16 protein-coding genes are annotated in these 21695 nt (G+C 73.2%); 7 read left to right on the top strand and 9 right to left on the bottom strand.

The window, feature by feature from the left end:
• Positions 1 to 63: 63 nt before the first annotated feature.
• Positions 64 to 3573 (bottom strand): ATP-dependent helicase, encoded by a 3510-nt coding sequence (locus ACZ5NW_RS17015; RefSeq protein WP_468744620.1) that lies wholly within the window; start codon positions 3571 to 3573, stop codon positions 64 to 66.
• A gap of 227 nt (positions 3574 to 3800) precedes the next feature.
• Positions 3801 to 4187 carry an MGMT family protein gene (locus ACZ5NW_RS17010; RefSeq protein WP_468744619.1) on the bottom strand — a complete coding sequence of 129 codons (387 nt, stop codon included), beginning with the start codon at positions 4185 to 4187 and terminating at the stop codon, positions 3801 to 3803.
• 186 nt (positions 4188 to 4373) lie between these two features.
• Here ACZ5NW_RS17010 and ACZ5NW_RS17005 point away from each other — a divergent pair, with 186 nt between their 5' ends.
• From ACZ5NW_RS17005 to ACZ5NW_RS16995, 3 genes are all read left to right on the top strand, one after another.
• Positions 4374 to 7118, top strand: coding sequence for a lysylphosphatidylglycerol synthase transmembrane domain-containing protein (locus ACZ5NW_RS17005; protein WP_468744618.1), 2745 nt, complete (start codon positions 4374 to 4376; stop codon positions 7116 to 7118).
• A gap of 108 nt (positions 7119 to 7226) precedes the next feature.
• A complete protein-coding gene (locus tag ACZ5NW_RS17000; protein WP_468744617.1) occupies positions 7227 to 8771 on the top strand; it encodes an alpha/beta hydrolase in 1545 nt (514 codons plus the stop codon).
• 138 nt (positions 8772 to 8909) lie between these two features.
• The gene (locus ACZ5NW_RS16995) at positions 8910 to 10466 is read left to right on the top strand and encodes an alpha/beta fold hydrolase (RefSeq protein WP_468744616.1); all 1557 of its coding nucleotides are present in this window, start codon (positions 8910 to 8912) and stop codon (positions 10464 to 10466) included.
• A gap of 65 nt (positions 10467 to 10531) precedes the next feature.
• Here ACZ5NW_RS16995 and moeZ read toward each other — a convergent pair whose 3' ends face one another.
• The 7 genes from moeZ to ACZ5NW_RS16960 all read right to left on the bottom strand — a co-directional run bounded on the left by moeZ (position 10532) and on the right by ACZ5NW_RS16960 (position 19537).
• Positions 10532 to 11710: an adenylyltransferase/sulfurtransferase MoeZ gene (gene moeZ / locus ACZ5NW_RS16990; RefSeq protein ID WP_468744615.1), complete on the bottom strand. Its 1179-nt coding sequence runs from the start codon at positions 11708 to 11710 to the stop codon at positions 10532 to 10534.
• A gap of 63 nt (positions 11711 to 11773) precedes the next feature.
• Positions 11774 to 12523 carry a spherulation-specific family 4 protein gene (locus ACZ5NW_RS16985; protein WP_468744614.1) on the bottom strand — a complete coding sequence of 250 codons (750 nt, stop codon included), beginning with the start codon at positions 12521 to 12523 and terminating at the stop codon, positions 11774 to 11776.
• Positions 12511 to 13470: an NAD-dependent epimerase/dehydratase family protein gene (locus tag ACZ5NW_RS16980; protein WP_468744613.1), complete on the bottom strand. Its 960-nt coding sequence runs from the start codon at positions 13468 to 13470 to the stop codon at positions 12511 to 12513. The genes ACZ5NW_RS16985 and ACZ5NW_RS16980 overlap by 13 nt, the downstream gene beginning before the upstream one ends.
• Positions 13471 to 13580: 110 nt before the next feature.
• Entirely contained in the window at positions 13581 to 14675 is a 1095-nt protein-coding gene (locus ACZ5NW_RS16975; RefSeq protein WP_468745088.1) for a hypothetical protein, read from the bottom strand.
• Positions 14676 to 15040: 365 nt separating this feature from the next.
• A complete protein-coding gene (locus ACZ5NW_RS16970; protein ID WP_468744612.1) occupies positions 15041 to 16816 on the bottom strand; it encodes a DUF3492 domain-containing protein in 1776 nt (591 codons plus the stop codon).
• A 217-nt stretch (positions 16817 to 17033) separates the two neighbouring features.
• Positions 17034 to 18563, bottom strand: a complete 1530-nt coding sequence (locus ACZ5NW_RS16965; RefSeq protein ID WP_468744611.1) for a DUF3152 domain-containing protein — start codon at positions 18561 to 18563, stop codon at positions 17034 to 17036.
• 8 nt (positions 18564 to 18571) lie between these two features.
• Positions 18572 to 19537, bottom strand: a complete 966-nt coding sequence (locus tag ACZ5NW_RS16960) for an alpha/beta fold hydrolase (RefSeq protein WP_468744610.1) — start codon at positions 19535 to 19537, stop codon at positions 18572 to 18574.
• A gap of 175 nt (positions 19538 to 19712) precedes the next feature.
• On the opposite strand from ACZ5NW_RS16960, the gene ACZ5NW_RS16955 reads away from it, so the two are divergent.
• From ACZ5NW_RS16955 to ACZ5NW_RS16940, 4 genes are all read left to right on the top strand, one after another.
• The gene (locus ACZ5NW_RS16955) at positions 19713 to 19937 is read left to right on the top strand and encodes a hypothetical protein (protein ID WP_468744609.1); all 225 of its coding nucleotides are present in this window, start codon (positions 19713 to 19715) and stop codon (positions 19935 to 19937) included.
• Between the two features lie 253 nt (positions 19938 to 20190).
• On the top strand, positions 20191 to 20832 hold the full coding sequence (locus tag ACZ5NW_RS16950; RefSeq protein WP_468744608.1) for a TetR/AcrR family transcriptional regulator: 642 nt from the start codon (positions 20191 to 20193) through the stop codon (positions 20830 to 20832).
• A 133-nt stretch (positions 20833 to 20965) separates the two neighbouring features.
• Positions 20966 to 21193 (top strand): DUF3107 domain-containing protein, encoded by a 228-nt coding sequence (locus tag ACZ5NW_RS16945; RefSeq protein WP_398859754.1) that lies wholly within the window; start codon positions 20966 to 20968, stop codon positions 21191 to 21193.
• Between the two features lie 166 nt (positions 21194 to 21359).
• Complete coding sequence (locus tag ACZ5NW_RS16940) at positions 21360 to 21629, top strand: hypothetical protein (protein WP_468744607.1); 270 nt, start codon at positions 21360 to 21362, stop codon at positions 21627 to 21629.
• The last annotated feature ends 66 nt before the right edge of the window (positions 21630 to 21695 follow it).

Raw genomic sequence — 21695 nt, 5'->3', positions numbered from 1 at the left:
CGATCGGCCGTCCGGGGCGGAAGGAACGCAGGTCAGCACGGGTGGTGCGATACGTCACCCGGTTTACTCGACGACGTGTCTGCCCTCCGGTCGCGCGCTGCACGACGCCTGGAACGCGCAGTGCGCGCAGTGCTGGCCGGCGGACGGGGTGAAGCGTTCGTCGAGGACCTTGCCCGCGGCGGTCGCCAGCAGATCGCCCACCCACTCGCCCGCCAAGGGCTCCTGCGCCTGCACCTTGGGCAGGGTCTCGCCGCCGTCGCGCTTGGCGGCGCCCTGGCGCAGGTGCACGAGTTCGGCGCCGCCCGCCTCGGGGCGTACACCGTCGAAGGCCGCGTCGACGGCGCCCTCGCGCACGGCGAGCTGGTACACGGCCAGCTGCGGGTGGCGGGCCACCTCGGCGGCGGTCGGGGCCTGTTTGCCGGTCTTGAAGTCGACGACGTAGGCGCGCCCGTCGCCGTCGGCCTCGACGCGGTCCATCTGGCCGCGGATGCGCACCTCGTACCCTCCGGTTTCGAGGGTGACGTCGAAGTCGTGCTCGGTGGCCACCGGCGTACGGCCCGTGCGGTCCATGACGTGCCAGCGCAGGAAACGTTCGAGCGCCACGCGCGCGTTGTCCTTCTCCTGCCGCGACTTCCACGGCGCGTCGAAGGCGAGCGCGTTCCACACCGAGTCGAGGCGTTCCATGAGGACGTCGAGGTCGGCCAGGGTGTGTCCGGAGGCGACCTCGTCGGCGAGGACGTGCACGACGTTGCCGAAGCCCTGGGCGACGGTCGCGGGGGCGTCGGCCTTGACCTCGCGGCCGAGGAACCACTGCAGGGCACACGTGTTGGCGAGTTGGTCCAGAGCGCTGCCGGACAGCACGACGGGCTGGTCGCGGTCGCGCAGCGGGACCTTGCTCTCGGTCGGCTCCCACATGCCCCACCAGCGGTACGGGTGCGCCGACGGGACCAGGGGGCGGCCCTCCTCGTCGGCGAGCGCGGCGAGGCGGGCGAGACGGCGCGCGGCGGCCTCCCTGAGGGGCTCGGAGACGCGCGGGTCGACGGTGGTGGCGCGCAGCTCGGCGACGAGCGCGGCGACCGACAACGGGCGGCGGGGCCGGCCGGTGACGTCCCTGGGTTCGACGCCCAGCTCGGTGAGGAAGCGGGAGGGCTGGTCGCCGTCGTCGGCGGGCGCCTTCACGGCGGTCACGACGAGACGGTCGCGCGCGCGGGTGGCGGCGACGTAGAACAGGCGGCGCTCCTCGGCGAGCAGGGCGCCCGGGGTGAGCGGTTCGGCGAGTCCGTCGCGGCCGATGCGGTCGGCCTCCAGCAGGGAGCCGCGGCGGCGCAGGTCGGGCCACAGGCCCTCCTGGACGCCCGCGACGACGACCAGGCGCCACTCCAGGCCCTTGGAGCGGTGCGCGGTCATCAGGCGGACCGCGTCGGGGCGTACGGCGCGGCGCGCGAGGGTGTCGGCGGCGATGTCCTCGGCCTCGATCTCCTCCAGGAAGTTCAGGGCGCCGCGACCGCCGGTGCGCTCCTCCGCGCGCGCCGCCGTCGCGAACAGCGCGCACACGGCGTCGAGGTCACGGTCCGCGTTGCGCCCGGCCGCGCCGCCGCGCCGGGCGGCCCTCTCCAGGCGGCCGGGCCACGGGGTGCCCTCCCAGAGGTCCCAGAGCGCCTCCTCGGCCGTGCCGCCGCGCGCGAGGCGCTCACGGGCGGTCCTGAGGAGGGCGCCGAGGCGCTGGGCCCCGCGCGCGTACGCCGGGTCGTGCACCGCCAGCCGCTCCGGCTCGGCGAGCGCCCGGGCGAGGAGCTCGTCGGAGGGCGGCGGCAGCGTGTTGCCCCCGGCGCGCTCCTCGTCGCGCAGGGCGCGCCCGAGCCGGCGCAGGTCGGCGGCGTCCATCCCGGCGAGGGGCGAGGCGAGCAGGGTGAGAGCGGTCTCGGTGTCGAGCCAGCAGGGGCCGGCTTCCGCGGCACCGTCGGCGGCTTCGTCGACCGCGCCGTCGGACAGACCCGTGCCCTCCGCACCCGGGCGCACGTCCTCGTCCCCCGCTTCACGCGCGCGTGCGTCACCGGCTGGCTCCCCCGCATCACGCGCGTGTGCGTCGCGGTCCCGCTCCCCCGCGTCACCCGCGTGTGCGTCACCGCCCCGCTCCTCCGCCGTCTCCCCCGCGCGTGGCTCGCGCGGCCGGTCCGTCGCCTCCGCCGTCGCCACCGCCCGTAGGGCCGTCAGCAGGGGGGCCACCGCCGGTTCGTGGCGCAGGGGCAGGTCGTCGCCGTCGATGTCGAGGGGGACGCCGGCCGCTGTCAGGGCGCGGCGGACCGTGGGGATGGTGCGGGAGCCGGCGCGCACGAGGACGGCCATGTCGCTCCAGGGGACGCCGTCCTCCAGGTGGGCGCGGCGCAGGATGTCCGCGATGTTGTCCAGCTCGGTGCCGGCCGTCGGGTACGTGTAGACCTCGACGCGGCCGCCCTCGCGCGTGGGGGTGAGCTCGCGGTGGGCGCGGACCTTCTCCGCGGGCAGGCGGGTCAGCGGCATGCGCTGGGTGAGCAGGCGGGTGGCGGAGAGCAGGGCGGCGCCGGAGCGGCGGGACGTGCGCAGGACCTCGACGGGGGCGGGGCGGCCGCCGGGGCGGGTGAAGGTCCCCGGGAAGTCGAGGATGCCGTTCACGTCGGCGCCGCGGAAGGTGTAGATCGACTGGTCGGGGTCGCCGAAGGCGACGAGGGTGCGGCCGCCGCCGGCCAGGGCGTGCAGCAGCCGTACCTGGGCGGGGTCGGTGTCCTGGTACTCGTCGACGTAGACGGCGTCGTACTGCGCGGCGAGCCGTTCGGCGGCCTCGGGGCGGCGGGCGAGGAGCACCGCGCGGTGGACGAGTTCGGCGTAGTCGAGGACGCCCTGCTGGTCGAGGACGTCGAGGTATTCGGCGAGGAAGGCGGCCGCCGCCCGCCAGTCGGGGCGCCCGATGCGCCGGGCGAAGGCGTCCAGGGCGTCGGGGCCGAGGCCGAGCTCGCGGGTACGGGCGAGCACCGCGCGGACCTCGTCGGCGAACCCGCGCGTGGTGAGGCAGGCGCGCAGTTCGTCGGGCCAGCGCACATGGGCGAGGCCGAGGCGTTGCAGGTCGAGCTGGCCGGCGAGCAGTTCCCGGACGGTGACGTCCTGCTCGGGGCCGGAGAGCAGCCGCAGGGGCTCGACGAAGAGGTCGCTGTCCTGGTGGGCGCGGACCAGGGCGTAGCAGTAGGAGTGGAACGTGGTCGCCTGGGGGGCGTGGGCGGTGCCCATGCGCAGGGCCATGCGGTCGCGCAGCTCGACGGCGGCCTTGCGGCTGAAGGTCAGGACGAGGATGCGGGCGGGGTCGGTGCCGCGGGCGACGCGGGCTGCCACGGACTCGACGAGGGTGGTGGTCTTTCCGGTGCCCGGACCTGCGAGGACGAGCAGGGGGCCGGTCGTGTGGTCAACCACGGCGCGCTGTGCGGCGTCCAGATGAGGGGGGTCCACACGGGTCGGCGGGGTACGGACCAGTCGGTAAGCGCCACGGCTCCCCTGCCGCACCGGGGGGTGCGGCAGGCGTCGGGTGGAGGAAGAGGAGCTCACGTGGTTCGCCGGTCCTGGTGGGTGTGCAGATGCGCGGGATGAGCGGGACGCGTGCGGCCGACGCTACGCCGACGAAGACTACGGAAGCAGGGCTCCCGCTTCTTCCCGTCCGCCTCGCGCGCCACGCGCGTCCCTTGCCCATCGAACGTACGTCATGTCACGGACGTGCCTCGTTTCCCCCGTACGGACCACAGGGTCCCCTCAGGCCGGTCCGATGGCGGAAGCTGTCAGGTGTGACCCTCCGCGTGTTCGCCGCCGTCCCAGCGCGCCCGCCTCATGTCGATGCGCGGCACGTGGCCCTCGGCGGCCCTGCTCGCCTCCTTCAGCGGGGTGCCCTCCGCGCGGTAGTGGTCCAGGGCCCGCAGTTCGTGGCCCGGCAGCAGCACCCCGTCGGCGCGCACCACACGCCACCAGGGGACGCTTCCGCCGTAGAGGGCCATCACCCGGCCCACCTGGCGGGGGCCGCCCTCCTCCAGCCACTCCGCGACGTCGCCGTACGTCATGACGCGCCCCGGCGGGATCATTTCGGCGACCTCAAGGACCCGCTCGGCGTACTCCGGCAGCTCGCCCGCGTACTCCGGCCGGGCGTCGTCCGGAAGGCTCTGCTCGCTCATCCGCCCCATCCTGCCCCACCCCACCGACAACGCGACCGGCCCGCCACGGTGGGTGACCCTCGCCCCCGAGCGGCGCTTCGGGCAGACTGTGCGCCCCCGCGTTTGCACCCTGATGCCCCCGTGTGTCGGTGGGGCATGCCACCATCGTGCGGGCGGTGACCGGTGATACGAGATCAAGAAGAGACGATGAAGCAGCAGGGTGTGCACCCCGAAGACGCGGAGGGCACCTCTGATGCTGCGTCGCGCCCGGACACCGGCCCCGGCCCGGCCGACGCGGACACCGGGCTCCCGGCGCGGCCGCCGGAGGACGGGGAAGCGGAGCCGGTGGACGTGACGGGCATCGACGAGGTCGAGGGCGACGAGCCGCTCCTCCCCGCGCGCGTGCACCGCCCCTCCGACCTGATGCGGCTGCTCATCGGCGTCCTGGCGATCGTCGTGCTGCTGGCGATCGCCGCGTTCGCGCACGGCACCACGTCCGGTCTCGAACAGGACATCAACAAGGGCACCGGGCAGGCGCCCGACCTGCTCATCAAGATCGCGGGACTGGCGTCCAGCATCGCGATCCTGCTGGTGCCGGTGGCGTTCGCGATCGAGCGGCTGATCAAACGCGACGGGCTGCGCATCGCCGACGGCGTGCTCGCGGCCGTCCTCGCGCACGGGGTGACCCTGGCGACCGATCTGTGGGTCGCCAAGGCCGCCCCCGACTCCATCCAGGAAGCGCTCACCCAGCCGTCGCCCGGTGACATCAACGCCCTCACCGACCCGGTGCACGGCTACCTGGCCCCCGTCATCGCGTACATGACGGCCGTCGGCATGTCCCGCAGACCGCGCTGGCGCGCGGTGCTGTGGATCGTCCTGATGCTCGACGCCTTCTCGATGCTCGTCACCGGCTACACCACGCCGTTCTCGATCATCCTGACCGTGCTGATCGGCTGGAGCGTGGCCTACGGCACGCTGTACGCCGTCGGCTCGCCGAACGTACGGCCCACCGGGCGCACCCTGATGGCGGGGCTGCGCACCGTCGGCTTCCACCCGGTGAGCGCGGCCCGCGAGGACGCGCCGGACACCGACAACAGCGACCGGGGCCGGCGCTACTTCGTCACCCTGGAGGACGGCCCTCCGCTGGACGTCACCGTGGTGGACCGCGAACAGCAGGCGCAGGGCTTCTTCTATCGCGCGTGGCGCAATCTGACCCTGCGCGGCTTCGCGACCCGCAGCAGCCTTCAGTCGCTGCGCCAGGCCCTGGAACAGGAGGCGCTGCTGGCGTACGCGGCGATCGCGGCCGGCGCCAACGCGCCCAAGCTGATCGCCACCAGCGAGCTCGGACCCGACGCGGTCATGCTCGTCTACGAGCACACCGGCGGGCGCACGCTGGACTCGCTGGCGGAGGAGGAGATCACCGACGAGTTGCTGCGCAACACCTGGCGCCAGGTGCAGTCGCTGCAGTCGCGGCGCATCGCGCACCGCAGGCTCTCGGGAGACGCGATCCTGGTGGATCGTTCCGGCACGGTGATCCTCACCGATCTGCGCGGCGGCGAGATCGCGGCGGGTGAGCTGCTGCTGCGCATGGACGTCGCCCAGCTGGTGACGACGCTCGCCCTGCGCGCGGGCGCGGAGCGCGCGGTGGCCTCGGCGGTCGCCGTGCTCGGCCCGGACGCCGTCGCGGACTGTCTGCCGATGCTCCAGCCGATCGCGCTGACGCGCTCCACGCGCGCGACCCTGCGCCGACTCGCCCGCGAGCGGGCGCAGCGCGAGCGGGAGGCGGTCCTGGAAGCGGCCCGGCTGGCCAAGCAGGCCCGCCTGGAGGGGGCCGGGGACGACAGCGCCGGGACCACGTCCGAGAAGTCCGGCAAGAAGGCCGTACGCGCAGAGGCGCGGGCCGAGAAGCGGGCCCTCGACGAGGCGCTGGAGGAGGCCCGCGAGGAGGATCTGCTGACGCAGATCCGGCACCAGGTGCTGCGGATCCGCCCGCAGGCGCCGGTCGAACCGGCCCGCCTGGAGCGGGTGCGGCCCCGCACGCTGATCAGCTTCATCGCCGGGGCCATCGGCGCGTACTTCCTGCTGACGCAGCTCACCCACATCGAGTTCGGGCCGCTCGTGGCCAACGCCGAGTGGGGCTGGGTCGCGGCGGCGGTGCTGTTCTCCGCGCTGAGCTATGTCGCGGCCGCGATGAGCCTGCTGGGGTTCGTGCCCGAGCGGGTGCCCTTCCCGCGGACGGTGGCGGCGCAGGTCGCCGGGTCCTTCGTGAAGATCGTCGCGCCGGCGGCGGTGGGCGGGGTCGCCCTCAACACGCGCTTCCTGCAGCGCGCGGGCGTGCGGCCCGGGCTCGCGGTGGCGAGCGTCGGCGCCTCGCAGCTGTTCGGGCTGGGCTGCCACATCCTGATGCTGCTGTCCTTCGGCTATCTCACCGGCACCGAGAAGACGCCGTCGCTGTCGCCGTCCCGCACGGTGATCGCGGGTCTGCTGACGGTGGCGGTGCTGGTGCTGGTGGTGACGTCGGTGCCGTTCCTGCGGAAGTTCGTCGCCACGCGCGTACGGTCGCTGTTCGCGGGTGTCGTGCCGCGCATGCTGGACGTGCTGCAGCGGCCGCAGAAGCTGGTCACCGGCATCGGCGGCATGCTGCTGCTGACGGCCTGCTTCGTGATGTGCCTGGACGCGTCGATCCGGGCGTTCGGCAACGAGCAGACCTCCATCAGCATCGCCAGCGTCGCCGTCGTGTTCCTCGCCGGCAACGCGCTCGGCTCGGCCGCCCCGACGCCCGGCGGTGTGGGCGCGGTGGAGGCGACGCTGACGGTCGGTCTGATCGCCGTCGGCCTGCCCAAGGAGGTCGCCGCGCCGGCCGTCCTGCTGTTCCGGCTGCTGACCCTGTGGCTGCCGGTCCTGCCGGGCTGGCTGGCCTTCAACCACCTGTCGCGCAAGGGCGCCCTGTAGGGGACGCCGGTCGCGGGCCGCTCCCCGCGCGCGGGGCCGGTTCCCCGCGCGTACCTCGGACGGCCCGCGCCCCGCGCGCGCAGTGGTGCGCGACTTCAGGATGGGATCATGCCGAACCCCTCCCGCCGGCGCGCCGCCGTCCTGACCGCCACCGCCGTCCTGCTGTCCTCCCTGGTGGCGGGGTGCGGTGACGACTCCGACGACGAGGACCTGACGGAGCAGAAGCTGAGCTGGAAGGACTGCCCGGCGCCGTCGCAGGCGGAGGGCGGCGGCAGCGCCCCTTCCCCGCTGCCGGGCGGCCGGCGGTGGCAGTGCGCGACCATGAAGGCGCCCCGGAACTGGGCCAAGCCCAAGGGCGACACGATCGGCATCGCCCTGATCCGTGCCAAGGCCAGCGGCAGCCGGAGCGCACGCATCGGCTCCCTGGTGTTCAACTTCGGCGGGCCGGGCGGCTCGGGCGTCTCCACGCTGCCCGCGTTCGGCGACGACTACGCGAAACTGCGCACCCGCTACGACCTGGTGAGCTTCGACCCGCGCGGGGTCGGCCGCAGCGCGGGCGTGAAGTGCGAGAACGACCAGCAGCTCGACGCCTACTTCCAGCAGGACATGACGCCCGACGACGCCGCCGAGCGCACCACGCTGCTGGACAACACCAAGGAGTTCAACTCGGCCTGCGAGAAGCACTCCAAGAAGATGCTGCCGCATGTGCGCACCACCGACGCGGCCCGCGACATGGACCTGATGCGCCAGGTCCTCGGCGACGCCAAGCTGTACTACTTCGGCATCTCCTACGGCACCGAACTGGGCGGCGTGTACGCCCATCTGTTCCCGAGGAACGTCGGGCGGGCCGTCTTCGACGCGGTCGTCGACCCGACGCAGACACCCGAGCAGGGCGCCCTCGGGCAGGCCCAGGGATTCCAGCTCGCCCTCGACAACTTCGCCGAGGACTGCACGTCGAAGGCGGAGGACTGCCCCGTCGGGGACACCCCGCAGGAGGTGAAGGACCGTATCGCCACCCTGCTGAAGAGCCTGGACACCAAGCCGATCCCGGGCATCTTCCCCCGCGAACTGACCCAGACCGCCGCCACCAACGGCATCGCACAGGCCCTGTACTCGAAGGACTTCTGGGAGTTCCTGACCAGCGCCCTTGAGCAGGCGTACGAAGGGGACGGCAGGGGGCTGATGCTGCTGTCGGACTCGATGAACGGCCGCAGCGAGAACGGCGAGTACAGCAACATCACCGCGGCCAATGTCTCCATCAACTGCGCCGACGACAAGCCGCGTTACTCCCCCGGCTACGTGGAGAGCCGGCTGCCCGCGTTCCGGGACGCCTCCGTTCTCTTCGGGGACTTCCTGGCCTGGGGCATGGTCAGCTGCACGGACTGGGCGGTGGCCGGTGTCGCCGACCATCCGGAGGTGAGCGCCACGGGCTCGGCGCCGATCCTCGTCGTGGGCAACACCGGCGACCCGGCCACGCCGTACGAGGGGGCGCGGAAGATGGCGGAGGCGCTGGGCCCGGGCGTCGGGGTGGAGCTGACGTACAAGGGGCAGGGGCACGGCGCGTACGACAGCAAGAACCCCTGCGTCCAGCGTGCCGTCGACGGCTATCTCCTGGACGGGAAAGTGCCGGCCGCCGGGACCGTCTGCTCCTGACCACCACCTCCCGATCGCAACAAAAGTGCAGGTCAAAAGGTTATCCACAGGCTCGGACGGGAGTCTTGTGATCCGCCTACCATGGCCTGACCGCCGTTCGCCGCCCGGTGCGGACGGCTCGTGAGGGGGGACACGCACATGGCGCGTTTCGTACGGTGGACGGCGCTCGGCGCCGCAGCCGCGCTGCTGGTGACGGGGTGCAGTGGGGGCTCGTCGGACGCAGGGGACGACGGCAAGGGGGCGGGGTCCTCCGCCGCGTCGTCGACGGGGGCGTCCACGGCGGCCGCCTCGGCCGCCCTGCCCGCCTCGCTGACCGGGCAGAAGCTCGACTGGGGCCGGTGCAAGGGGACGCCGGACCCGCCCTCGCCGGGCCCCACCTGGCAGTGCGCGACGCTGAAGGCGCCTCTGGACTGGTCGAAGCCGGACGGGCCGACGATCGGCCTGGCGATGGTGCGGAAGAAGGCGAGCGGCGGGGACCGCATCGGATCGCTGCTGTTCAACTTCGGCGGGCCCGGAGGCTCGGGGGTCTCGACCCTGCCGGCCTACGCGTCCACGGTGTCCTCCCTGCGCGAGCGGTACGACCTGGTGAGCTGGGACCCGCGCGGGGTCGGCGGCAGCGAGGGCGTGCGCTGCCGCTCCGACAAGGAGATCGCGGCCGCCGAGTCCCTCGACGCCACCCCCGACACCCAGGCCGAGGAGACGGCGTACTTCGCGGACGCCACCGCCTTCGGCAAGGGCTGCCAGAAGGCCGCGGGTGAGCTGATCGCTCATGTGTCGACCACGGACAGCGCGCGCGACATGGACCTGATGCGCCAGGTCCTGGGCGACGCGAAGATGCACTACTTCGGCATCTCCTACGGCACCGAACTGGGCGGCGTGTACGCCCACTTGTTCCCGAAGAACGTGGGGCGGCTCATCCTGGACGCGGTGGTCGACCCGGGCGCCGACTCGGTGGGCCATGCACTGAACCAGACGCGGGGTTTCCAGCGCGCGCTCGACGACTACCTGAAGTCCACCGGCCAGGACCCGAAGGAGGGCACGCGGAAGATCGCCGCGCTGCTGGACCGGATCGACGCCAAGCCGCTGCCGACGTCGTCCGGGCGCGAGCTGACCCAGACGCTCGCGGTCACCGGCATCGTGGTGCCGCTGTACAGCGAGGCCGGCTGGCCCAGCCTGACCAGGGCCCTGAAGACGGCCGAGGAGGGCGACGGCTCGGAGCTGCTGACGCTCGCCGACTCCTACAACGAGCGGGACTCCTCGGGGCACTACGGCACGACGACCCACGCGCAGCGGGTCATATCGTGCCTGGACGACCGGCAGCGGCCCACCGCGCGGGAGACCAAGCAGCGGCTGTCGGAGTTCGAGAAGATCTCGCCGGTGTTCGGCGACTTCCTCGGCTGGGACACGGCCGGGTGGTGCCACGACTGGCCGGTCGCCGGGCAGTTCGACACGCCGGAGGTGAGCGCGGCGGGGGCGGCGCCGATCCTGCTGGTGGGCAACACCGGGGACCCCGCGACGCCGTACGAGGGCGCCCGGAAGATGGCCGACGAGCTGGGCAAGGGTGTCGGTGTGCTGCTCACCTGGAAGGGCGAGGGACACGGGGCGTACGGCAGCGGGAGCGACTGCGTCGACTCGGCGGTGGACTCCTACCTGCTCGACGGCACGGTGCCGAAGGACGGCAAGGTCTGCTCATGACGACGGCGGGGGCCCCGAGCACCCGTGGTGCGCGAGGCCCCCGCCGAAGGGACCGGGAAACCGGGTCAGTAGACCGGCTTGTGCGGTTCGATCTGGTTGACCCAGCCGATCACGCCGCCGCCGACGTGGACGGCGTCGGCGAAGCCCGCGGACTTCAGGACCGCCAGGACTTCCGCACTGCGGACACCCGTCTTGCAATGCAGGACGATCTTCTTGTCCTGCGGGAGGGTCTCCAGGGCGGTGCCCATGAGGAACTCGTTCTTCGGGATCAGCTTGGCGCCCGGGATGCTGACGATCTCGTACTCGTTGATCTCGCGGACGTCGATGATCTCGATGTTCTCGCCGTCGTCGATCCACTCCTTGAGCTGCTTGGGAGTGATCGTCGAGCCGGCCGCGGCCTCCTGGGCCTCCTCGGAGACGACGCCGCAGAAGGCCTCGTAGTCGATGAGCTCGGTGACGGTCGGGTTCTCGCCGCAGACCGCGCAGTTCGGGTCCTTGCGGACCTTGACCTGGCGGTACTGCATCTCCAGGGCGTCGTAGATCATCAGGCGGCCGACCAGGGGCTCGCCGATGCCGGCGAGGAGCTTGATGGCCTCGTTGACCTGGATGGAGCCGATGGAGGCGCACAGCACGCCCAGCACGCCGCCCTCGGCGCAGGAGGGGACCATGCCGGGCGGCGGGGGCTCCGGGTAGAGGCAGCGGTAACAGGGGCCGTGCTCGGACCAGAAGACGGAGGCCTGGCCGTCGAAGCGGTAGATCGAGCCCCACACGTACGGCTTGTTCAGCAGCACGCAGGCGTCGTTGACCAGGTAGCGGGTCGCGAAGTTGTCCGTGCCGTCGACGATCAGGTCGTACTGGCTGAAGATCTCCATCACGTTGTCGGCTTCCAGCCGCTCCTCGTGAAGGATCACGTTCACGTACGGGTTGATGCCCTTGACGCTGTCGCGGGCGGACTCGGCCTTGGAGCGGCCGATGTCGGACTGGCTGTGGATGATCTGGCGCTGCAGGTTCGACTCGTCGACCTCGTCGAACTCCACGATGCCGAGGGTGCCGACGCCCGCGGCGGCCAGATACATCAGCGCCGGCGAGCCCAGGCCGCCGGCGCCCACACAGAGCACCTTGGCGTTCTTCAGCCGCTTCTGCCCGTCCATCCCGACGTCGGGGATGATCAGGTGGCGGGAGTACCTGCGGACCTCGTCTACGGTGAGCTCAGAGGCTGGCTCGACCAGGGGTGGCAGCGACACGGGGACTCCGTTGGTCGGTCTATCACTACGGTTGTTCTCTCCGTAACAGTGCCATGGCCTTTTTCATTCCGAGACACCCATCCCGATCCGCGAGACGATTTCGTCCCAGTAGCCGGGCATGGTCTCCCACGGATCGGCCCTGCCGCCCCCGTCGGTGCGGTCGGTGAACCAGATGGTGGCCGCGCCCTGCCAACGGGCGATGCGCAGCGCCTCCTCCAAGTGCGGTCGGGGCACACCGTGCACGAAGTGACAGAAGCGCTGGGGCGGATGGTCGGCGGTCCACTCGGCGGCCTGGGACCAGCGGTAGTCGGCCCAGCAGCCGGAGAAGGTGACCAGCTGGTCGGCGTGCTCCGCGTAGTCGGGGTGCGGGGGGCTGCCGTGGCCCAGGACGATGTGGGACTCGTCACGCAGGCCGCGCAGGGCGCCGATGGTGCGGCGGATCCCCGGGAGCGCGTGCCCGCTGCCGGGACAGCGGTCCAGGAGGAAGCCGTCGACCCGGTACCAGTCGGCGTACTTGCCGGCGTCGCCGGCGAGGTCGCCCTGGGAGCGGGCACCGTACGCGGTGTCGAGGCGGCCGAGGACGCGGACACCGGCGTCGCGCAGCCGGCCCACCGCCTCCAGGCAGTGCGGGTCGGGGCGGGCACCGGGGCCGTCGGCGACATTGAGGACGACCCAGTGCAGGGGTGCGCCGGGGCGGGCGAGCTCGCCCCACTCGGCCGGGGCGAGCAGGGGGTGGGCGAGGCCGGGGATGCCGAGGCCCGCGTGGTCCTCGGTGGTCGCGCTGCCCGCGGCGGTGCTGGTCAGATACGGCATGCCGCCTCCATCCAGATGTCGGCGAGGGACTCTTCGAGGTTGATCCTGGGGCGCCAGCCGAGCCGGTCGCGCGCGGTGCGCACATCGGCCTGCTGCCAGCTGCCGCAGCCGTCCGGGTACGGGTACGCGACCGGGGCGGCGTGGTCGGGGTCGTGCCGGGGATGGCCGATGGCCGCCCGCAGCGGTCCGGGCGGACCGTCGAGTTCGTGCAGGGCCCCGCCGTATCCGGCGACGCGCGCGAGGGTCGCGGCGGCGTCGCGCAGCCGCACGGCGCGTCCGGAGCCGATGTTGATGACGCCCTGCGCGGCGGAGAGCGAGGCGGCGTGCACGGCACGGGCGACGTCGCGGACGTCGACGAAGTCGCGTTGCGCGCCGAGGCCGCCGAGTTTCAGCTCGCCGTCGCCGGACTGCATGGCCCGGCGCATCGCCTCGGCGAGCCGGCCGAGCGGGGAGCCCGCGGGCGTGCCGGGGCCGGCGGGCGAGAACACGCGCAGGACGACGGCGTCGAGGCCGGAGCCGAGGACGAGTTCGGTGGCGGCGAGTTTGCTGACGCCGTACGGGCCGCCGGGGCGGGGGACCGCGTCCTCGGCGGTGGAGGAGCCGGGCTGGCTCGGGCCGTACTCCGCGCCGCAGCCGATCTGCACCAGGCGGGCTCCGCAGCCGCTGCGGCGCAGGGCCTCGCAGACGGTGGCGACGGCGACGGTGTTGTGCCGGGTGAGCTCGCGGGCTCCGCCACGGGTGGCGCCGGCGCAGTTGATGACGACCTGGGGGTGGACCGCGTCGAGGAAGCGGGTGAGCGCTCCGGGACTGCCGGTCGCGAGGTCGAAACGGACGTCTGCGTCGTCGCCACGGCCGAGCGCGGTGAGCTGGACCGCCGGGTCGGCGAGCAGGCGGTCGGCGACGAAACGCCCGAGGTAGCCGTTGGCTCCGATCAGCAGGACCCTCATCGTGCGGCTCCCGGGGTGTGCGCTCCGGTCGCTCCGGATCGGGAGGTGGTCATCTGGTCTCTCCTTCAGAGGTGTTGCGGTTGCCTGCGCAAGGGGGGTGGCGGGGAGCGTCATGGTTCGTCCGGGCGCGCGTGGGCCGAGGCCCTGGTCAGGGTGCGGGTCGCGTGGATCAGGAGGGTCAGGGCGGCGGCTCCGCAGACGAGGGCCGGCACACCGGCCGGACCGTAGGCGCCGACCACGGTGTCGACCGGGGCGGAGAGCGCGCCGCAGCCCGGCAGACGACCCGCGAAGACGGCGGCCAGGACGGCTCCCTCGGCGGCCACGGCCGCCGTGAGGACGGCTCTCGGCGCGTGGGTGGACCCGTGGACGGCGAGGAGGCGGGCGAGCAGCAGCAGGGTGCCCAGAGCGAGGGTGGGCGCGTAGGCGGCGGGTTCGTCCAGGGCCTCGGCGCACAGCGCGGTCAGCGCGGCGAGCGCTCCCACGAACACGACGAACGTGCCGAGCAGCAGCGGCCGCACGGAGGCGGCGAACTCCTCCAGGCCGCGGCTGGCGGCCAGCCTGCGCCGGGCGCGTACGGCGAAGAAGTGGGCGCACCAGGCGGCGGGCGCGCAGGCCAGGGCGAGGGTGAGAACGGGGGCCAGGGCGAGCGGCCAGTCGCCGTGCGGGGCGCCGGTGGGCAGGCCGTCGGGGCCTCCGTCGAGGGCCACGTCGAGCAGGCCGTCGCCGAGAGCCGCGTAGGCGAGGAGCCAGCAGGTGCGCGTGGCCGTGCCAGAGGGGGTGGGGCGCGTGGTGCCGCGGGGGCTCAGGGGGCCGTGGCGCAGGACGGCGCGCAGGGCGAGGGCGACGGCGAGCGTTCCGGCGGCCGCGACGGTGAGGCGGACCCTGCCGTCCGTGAGGCGCAGGCCGGCGGCGGCCGCGGCGCACAGGAGGCCGGGCAGAAGGGGCAGGAGCGCGCGGACGGCTCGGCGGCGCGGGGAGGAGTCCGGGCGCGGCGACGGCTCCCGTACGGTCCGGTCGCCGGTGCCGGGGCGGGCGCGGGTGTCGCCGTCGCGCGGGACGCGGGCGTACATCTCCTCCGCGAGCGAGAAGACGTCACGGTGCCGGAAGCGGGCGGCGGTGCGGTCGGTGAGGCCGTACGCCTCCAGCCCGGCCGCGATCTCCAGCGGATCCACGGCGCGTTCGCACAGGTCGCGGTGACGGTGCATCAGCGCTTTGACGGGGTCCACGGCGCCTCTGCGGGGGGCCGGCCTCTGGGGGGCGGCGGGGGGCTCGGGCCACGTGGGTGCGGAGGGCGGACGGCTCGGTGCGGCGGACGGACGGTCCGGTGCGGCGGGCGCGCGCCACTCTGCGGGCGGCTCTGCGGGCGGCTCTGCGGGCGGCTCGAACACCGCATCGCCGCCGGCGTCCGGCTCAACGGCCGCGTCACGCCCCGCAGGCGGCAGGTCCCGTACCTCCGGTGCTTCCGGTACCTCCGGTGCTTGCCGTACGTCCCGCACGGCCTGTTCCGAGCGCTCGTCCCACGCTCCCGGGTTCGCCGGTGTTCCCGGCCTGTCGAGTTCGCCCAGGCCGCTCATCGTGCCCCCTCCCCCGCCGGGACCGTCCCCCGTACCGGCGGACCCGCCGTCCATCCGGGGCCGCGGCGGGTGACGGCGCGCGAGGTGAGGTCCGTCCAGCGGCCCGGGACGTGTGCCTCGGCCGGGACGGCGAAGGGCAGGGGGTCGCCGGCCGCGTCGAGGACGACCCGCCGGACGGGGCACTGGGCGACGGTCTCCAGGTAAATGCCGTGAAATGCCGCGATGTTCTGCTCGACGGTGAACAGTTCGAGCGCGCGGGCGCGGGCGGCCGCGCCCAGGCGCGCACGGCGCTCGGGGTCGCGCAGCAGCGCCACGCACGCCTCGGCCAGCGCACGCGGGTTGCGCGGCGGTACGACGAGACCCGTGCCGCCGATGACCTCGACCACCGCGCCGACGTCGGTCGACACGGTCGCGCGCCCGCAGAACATCGCCTCGACGAGACCGAGCGGGAAGCCCTCGACGACGCTGGACAGGACGGCCACGGCGCCCACGCCGTACGCGTCGGCGAGGGTCGGCGCCTCGGGTCCGCCGATCTCCTCGAAGGACACCGGGTTGTCGCCGACGGTGTGCGGCCCTTCGGCCTCGTCGGGGAAGAGCTGGGCGGCGAGCACCCGGCAGTGGCCCAGATACGCCTCGCCCTCGGCCCCGCCCGGCGCGCCGATGATCCGCAGCCGCGTCTTCGGCTCCTCCTTGCGGATCTCGGCGAAGGCGTGCAGCAGGGAGACCAGGTCCTTGGCCGGTTCCACCCGGCCGACCCACACCAGCGTGTCGGGGTCGGCACCGTCCGGGGACTCGCCCACCTCGGCGAAGCGGGAGGCGTCCATGCCGGGGTAGACGGTGCGCAGCTTGGCGCGGTCGGCGCCGCAGCGCTCCTGCCAGCGGCGCGCGTGGGCGTTGCCGGGCGTGATGAAGGTGGCCTGCCGGTAGACCTCGGCGGCGAGCCGGCCGTGGAAGGCGGCGAGCAGGGCCCGTACGGCGGGTGGCGCGGCCTCCTCGGCGGGGCCGCCCGCTCCCAGGTAGTGCCTGCGCAGCCGCACGCCGTACTCCGTGACGAGCAGCGGTACGCCCGAGAAGTGGCGGGCGAGCAGTCCCGGCAGGGCCGCCACTCCCCCGGACGCGGCGTGGCACAGGTCGACCGAGCCCAGCCCGTCGTCCTCGTACCAGTCGAGCGAGAGGGGGCGCAGGGCGCGTTCGAGGTGGGCGGTGACGGTGAGGAGCTCGGGGACGCGCGCCTCGCGCGCCGTGCGCAGCGCACCGGGCGCGCGGCAGGCGCGTTCCAGGGCGCGCACGGCCCGCTCCGAGCGGAGCGCTCCGGCGAGCCCGCCGGTGTCGCGGGCGAGCTCGGCGAGCCCGTACAGCGCGTTGGTGAAACGGTCCGCCTGATGGGCGGAGCCAGGCTCCTCCGCCCGGGCCGAACTCCCGTCGCGAAGATCCCAGCCCCTGTCGCGGAGAGCCGGATCGCCCTCGCCGCGGAGAGCCGGATTGCCCTCGCACAGGGCGGCCGCCAGTTCGCCGTAGCACTCGGCGAAGCGCCGGCGCGCGCGGCGCCCGAGGGCGGCCCCGTCGCCGGCCGTCCACAGCGGCGCCGTCCGCACTCGGCCGACCTGCGGAGGAAGGGCGACCCAGCCCGCGTCCTCCTGGTGTTCGCTGCGGCTGAGCGCGTAGATGTCGAACTCGTGCTGTCCGAGCCCGCGCACGAGCCGGTCGCACCAGAGGCCGGCGTCACCGCTCACATACGGATAGCCGCCTTCCGTCAGCAGTCCGATGCGCACGCGTGCACCCCCGTTCTCCCTTGTGGGGAGCCGCCGTTGACCCGGCGGCTCGCAGCGGGACGAACGTATGCGGACAAGGTGGTGGTGCGATGGACGGTTGTCCGTCGCACCACCAAAAGGGGTGAACGGTCGTAACTTTCCCGTGCGGGTGGCGTTCCGTCGCGCTAGGAGATCATGCGTGTACGAAACGTTACGCCGGGGCGAGGTGTACGGTGCGTCAGTGCCCGGGGTACGGCCACGGGTTGGGCAGACAGTGGATCCCGTCGTGGTCGAGGAACTTCGTCTGCTGTTGCATGACCGGGGCGAGTTCGCCGTTCTTGTCGCAGGTCACATGGCTGTAGCCGAGGCGGTGGCCCACCTCGTGGTTGATGAGCATCTGCCGGTAGGCGTGGAGGTCGTCGCCGTAGGTCACGGAACCCTGCGCCCACCGGTACGCGTTGATCATGACGCGCTCGGTGGCGGCGGAGTCGCAGGAGACGTTGTCCTCGGTGGTGTCCAGGCCGGACTTGGCGCACCAGTCGGCCGTGGTGCCGGGGCTGGCGAGCGTGATGACGAAGTCCGGCTTGCCGGTGTGGATCCGCTCGAAGGTCCGGGCACCGGCGTGCGCCCAGCTGCGGTTGTCGTTGAGCGTCTTCTGTATGGCCTGCGCGAAGAGCTCGCCGTCGAGCCCGAGGCCCTGCTCGACGTCCACGCGGTAGGTGTACTTCTGCCCCTTGCCCGGGGCCTTGGCGATCCCCGGGACCGCGTCGAACTTCCCCGAACCCTTGAGTTTGGCGCTCAGCGGGTACCGCGTGGCCATCATCTGGTCGTACGTCAGCGTCGTCACGCCGGCGGACGCGGACGACGACGGACTCGGCCGGTCGTCCCCGCGCGAGGCGTATTCATGGGTGTCCCGGGCCTGGTCGGTGGCCGACCGCGCCCGTACGTCGTCGCCGTCCCGTCCGTCCGCGACCTGCCCGGCGACGACCACGGCGAGCACGGTGGTGACGGCGGCGGCCGCGATGCCGGTGAAGGCGCGGCCCTTGCCGCCCTTGGCGGGGGCCGGCGTTCCGGTGGGAGGCACGTCGTCGTCGGGGTCGGTGGTGAGGGGCTCCCAGTCGGTGACGGAGAGACGCGCTGCGGCCCCGGTAGCCCTGGAGGCCCCGGCCGCCCCGGCGGAGCCGGGCGCGGTGGCCCGCTGGCGGCGGCCGCCGAAGACGTCGTCGTCCTCGTCGAAGGCGTCGAGATAGTCCGGGCGCGGCCCGGAGGGATACGCCGGCCGCTGCCGGGGAAGCGTGGGCTGCGCCCCGGCGACCGCCCCACTCGCCCTCAACTCACCCCAGCCACCCCCAGCTTCGGCCTGCTGGGGATGCCCACCCCGCACTTGAGGAAATCCGTGAGCGGGGGTGCCGTCGGGAAGGCGGGGGGTGCCGTGGGCGGGGGTGCCATCCGGAAGGCGGGTGGTGCCATGCGCCGGGGTGCCATCAGGGAAACGCGGCACACCACGCGTCTGCGTCCCGCGCCCACGCTCAGGCGCACCCTGCCCGGACACGGACACACCGTCGCCGGACCGAGGCGCACCCGCGCCCCCTTGACCCGGCCCCGGGTGCCCCTGCCGCCCCAGCTGCCCCTGCGGCCCCGGCAGTCCTTGCCGCTCTCGCTCCCCCGACGGCTGCCCCTGAACCCCCCGAATCGTCCCCGCCCCGGTGTCGCCCTTGGCGGGCTTGGCGGGCTTGGGCGCGGGGCCGCGCCTGCTGTGGCGTCCCACCGGTCCCCTCAGCTCCCCGCCGCCGTGGTCTCCGCGAGGAACTCGCGGAAGGCGGTCGCCACCGTTTCCGGGTACTCCATCATCGCCACGTGCCCGGCGGTCGGCAGGGTCAGGAGGCGGGACTCACGGAAGGTGCGGGCGGCCCGCTGGGCCATGCGGACGCCGACGAGTTGATCGCGGCCGCCGTAGACCAGGAGGGTCGGGGCGAGGACGCGCTCGGCCTGGCGCCACAGCGCCTGCTGCCCGCCCAGGGTGTACGCGTTGACGATCCCGCGCGCGGAACGGGTCATCGCGTCCCAGAAGTACGGCAGTTGGAGCCGCCGCTCCAGTTCCTCCACGGCGTGCCCGAACGCCTCCGGTGTCACCCGCCCGGGATCGCCGTAGCACAGCCCCAGGACGCCCCGTACGCGCTGCTCGGCCGTCCATTCGCGGGTGAGCCGGCTGAAGAGCGCGGCCGCGCCCGGCAGGCCGAGCAGCGCCGTCGGCACGGCGGTCCGCTGCACGCGCAGCTCGGGCAGCGCCGGGGAGATGAGGGTGAGCGTGCGCACGAGGTCGGGCCGCACGGCGGCGACGCGCGTCGACACCGCGCCGCCGAGCGAGTTGCCGAAGAGATGGACGGGCCCGCGGCCGGCCGCGTCGAGATGGCGGATCACCGCGCGCGCGTGGGCGGTGACGGAGTAGTTGCCGTCGTCCGGCGGCGGGGAGTCGCCGAAGCCCGGCAGGTCGACCGCCTCGCTCTCGACGACCCCGTCGAGCAGCGCCATCAGCGCGGACCAGTTCTGCGAGGAACCGCCCAGCCCATGGACGTACAGCGCGGGGGGCAGGCCCTCGCGCGCGGGTGGGCGCGAGCGGATCGTCAGCGTGACGCCGGGGAGCCCGACGGACCGCAGCCGTTCGCCGTCCGCGATCCGGACGGACACCGCCTCCGGAAGCACACTGGTGGGCGGCACGGCGGGCAGCTCGGTCGAAGACATGCGGCAATGTTACGAGACGATCACGCAGTGGCTCACGTGTTCGGCGTCACAGAGGTCCACTGTTCGGCCCCACAGAAGTGGCCGCCGAACACCCGGACGAGGCTAGGCTCGTAGAAAGGGCACCCGCGTGTGGCCCCTGCTTCCCCCAGGGACGTTCGTAGGAAGGGAGCCCGCAATGGCTGTCGACCCCACCGACCCCGACACCTTCGAGCAGTCGGACACCGAGGCACCCACGGAGTACGACGTGGAAGCCCCGGAGAACGACGCCGCGGAGCAGCACGCCGACATCGCGCCGGACCGCGACGACCCCCTCGAAGCCGTGGACCCGGCCCGGGCGAACGAGGCGGATCTCGTCGAACAGACCCGGGTCGTCTCCATCGACGAGGACGACTACCGATGAGACATCGGTGAGGTGCCGCTGAGCCGGCGCTGGGCGACAGCGGTTTCCTGGCCGGAAAACCCGGAAAACGGGGTCACGGGCTTCTACAAGGACGCCCATTATGCCCGGGCAACAGCCGTTTGAAACCTTTCGCACGGCTTTCGTCGGCGTCCGGTCCGTGAAATTCTGCGCTCGCACCGCGCACACCACGGTTACCGAAAAGTACGATGGCGGCGCGGCGGCACACCGCATATGGACGACTTTGGGAGGCGGCGTGACAGCCATCGAGCAGACAGAGGCGGCGCGCCCGCGGGGCACGCGCCTGCCGCGCCGAGCCCGACGGAACCAGCTGCTGGGCGCCGCCCAGGAAGTCTTCGTGGCACAGGGCTACCACTCGGCCGCGATGGACGACATCGCCGAGCGCGCCGGCGTCAGCAAGCCGGTGCTCTACCAGCACTTCCCGGGCAAGCTCGATCTCTACCTCGCCCTGCTGGATCAGCACTGCGAGGCCCTGATCCAGTCCGTACGGAACGCGCTTGCGTCGACGACCGACAACAAGCAGCGCGTCCGGGCGACCATGGACGCCTACTTCGCCTACGTCGAGGACGACGGCGGCGCCTTCCGTCTGGTCTTCGAGTCGGACCTGACGAACGAGCCCGCGGTACGCGAGCGCGTGGACAAGGTGACCAACGACTGCGCCGAGGCGATCTGCGACGTCATCGCCGAGGACACCGGTCTCTCGCGCGCGGAGTCGATGCTGCTGGCCTCCGGCCTCGGCGGCCTCGCCCAGGTGGTGGCCCGCTCCTGGCTGCACAGCGACCGCAGCGTCCCGCGCGACCAGGCCGTCCAGTTGCTGACCTCGCTGGCCTGGCGCGGCATCGCCGGCTTCCCGCTGCACGGCACCGAGCAGCACTGACGCGTTTTGTTCCCGCCCGCTGTTCGCTCCTGGCGTTGCCGGGCGGAGCGTGTACGTCCCCTCGCCGGGCTAATGTGTGCAGCGTACGGCGCGGACGCCCGCGCACCTCACTGACCGTCGGAGGGACATAGCCGTGGAGGTCAAGATCGGCGTGCAGCACGCGCCCCGCGAGATCGTTCTGGAGAGCGGTCAGACTGCCGAGGAGGTCGAGCGCGTGGTGGCCGAGGCCCTGGCCGGCAAGTCGCAGCTGCTCAGCCTCGTGGACGAGCACGGCCGCAAGGTCCTGGTCCCGGCGGACCGCCTCGCGTACGTGGAGCTGGGCGAGCCGGCCCCCCGCAAGGTGGGCTTCGGCGCGCTGTAGCCGCACACGCGTCGAGAGGGCCCGGTGACATGAGGTCACCGGGCCCTCTTCGTGTTCCCTCACGCCCGGAGCGCGAGCCGGCCCCTCGCGAGGATTGCATTCCGCAGGTCACGGGTATGACGGGCTACGACCTCGGTGCACAGCCCGGCCACCTGGGAGGGACCACATGATCTTGGAAGCGCTCGGCTCCGCTGTGCTCGGCATCGTGCTCGCCTGGGTGGCGGTTCGCCGCCTGTCCCACCGTCTGCCCGCCGCCACACTGGTGTTCGCGACCTCCGTCGCCGGAGCCCTCTTCGGCGCCTTCCTCACCGACAGCGCCCTGGACTCCGCCGGCGTCGCCGTGAGCCTGGCAGGCGCGGCGGTGGTCTCGGCGGCGTCCCTGTCCCTGCTCCTCCGCCCGTCGGGAAGACTCCGCCGCCGATCAGCGACGGCGTAAGGCTTTCGGGTACGGGCGAAGCCCGACCCGAAAGGGGCGCGGGGAACTGCGCGACCAGCCACCACG

The organism is Streptomyces sp. NPDC032126 (genome assembly GCF_055580085.1).
The sequence above is the reverse complement of the archived record's forward strand: the minus strand, read 5'-3'. Positions and strand labels throughout refer to the sequence as shown.

Bases quoted from the DNA above. Each gene is read 5' to 3' on its own strand.
- ACZ5NW_RS17010 (WP_468744619.1), bottom strand. From the start codon at position 4,187: ATGAGCGAGCAGAGCCTTCCGGACGACGCCCGGCCGGAGTACGCGGGC.
- ACZ5NW_RS17005 (WP_468744618.1), top strand. From the start codon at position 4,374: ATGAAGCAGCAGGGTGTGCACCCCGAAGACGCGGAGGGCACCTCTGAT.
- ACZ5NW_RS17000 (WP_468744617.1), top strand. From the start codon at position 7,227: ATGCCGAACCCCTCCCGCCGGCGCGCCGCCGTCCTGACCGCCACCGCC.
- ACZ5NW_RS16995 (WP_468744616.1), top strand. From the start codon at position 8,910: ATGGCGCGTTTCGTACGGTGGACGGCGCTCGGCGCCGCAGCCGCGCTG.
- ACZ5NW_RS16985 (WP_468744614.1), bottom strand. From the start codon at position 12,523: ATGCCGTATCTGACCAGCACCGCCGCGGGCAGCGCGACCACCGAGGAC.
- ACZ5NW_RS16980 (WP_468744613.1), bottom strand. From the start codon at position 13,470: ATGAGGGTCCTGCTGATCGGAGCCAACGGCTACCTCGGGCGTTTCGTC.
- ACZ5NW_RS16975 (WP_468745088.1), bottom strand. From the start codon at position 14,675: ATGCACCGTCACCGCGACCTGTGCGAACGCGCCGTGGATCCGCTGGAG.
- ACZ5NW_RS16960 (WP_468744610.1), bottom strand. From the start codon at position 19,537: ATGTCTTCGACCGAGCTGCCCGCCGTGCCGCCCACCAGTGTGCTTCCG.
- ACZ5NW_RS16955 (WP_468744609.1), top strand. From the start codon at position 19,713: ATGGCTGTCGACCCCACCGACCCCGACACCTTCGAGCAGTCGGACACC.
- ACZ5NW_RS16940 (WP_468744607.1), top strand. From the start codon at position 21,360: ATGATCTTGGAAGCGCTCGGCTCCGCTGTGCTCGGCATCGTGCTCGCC.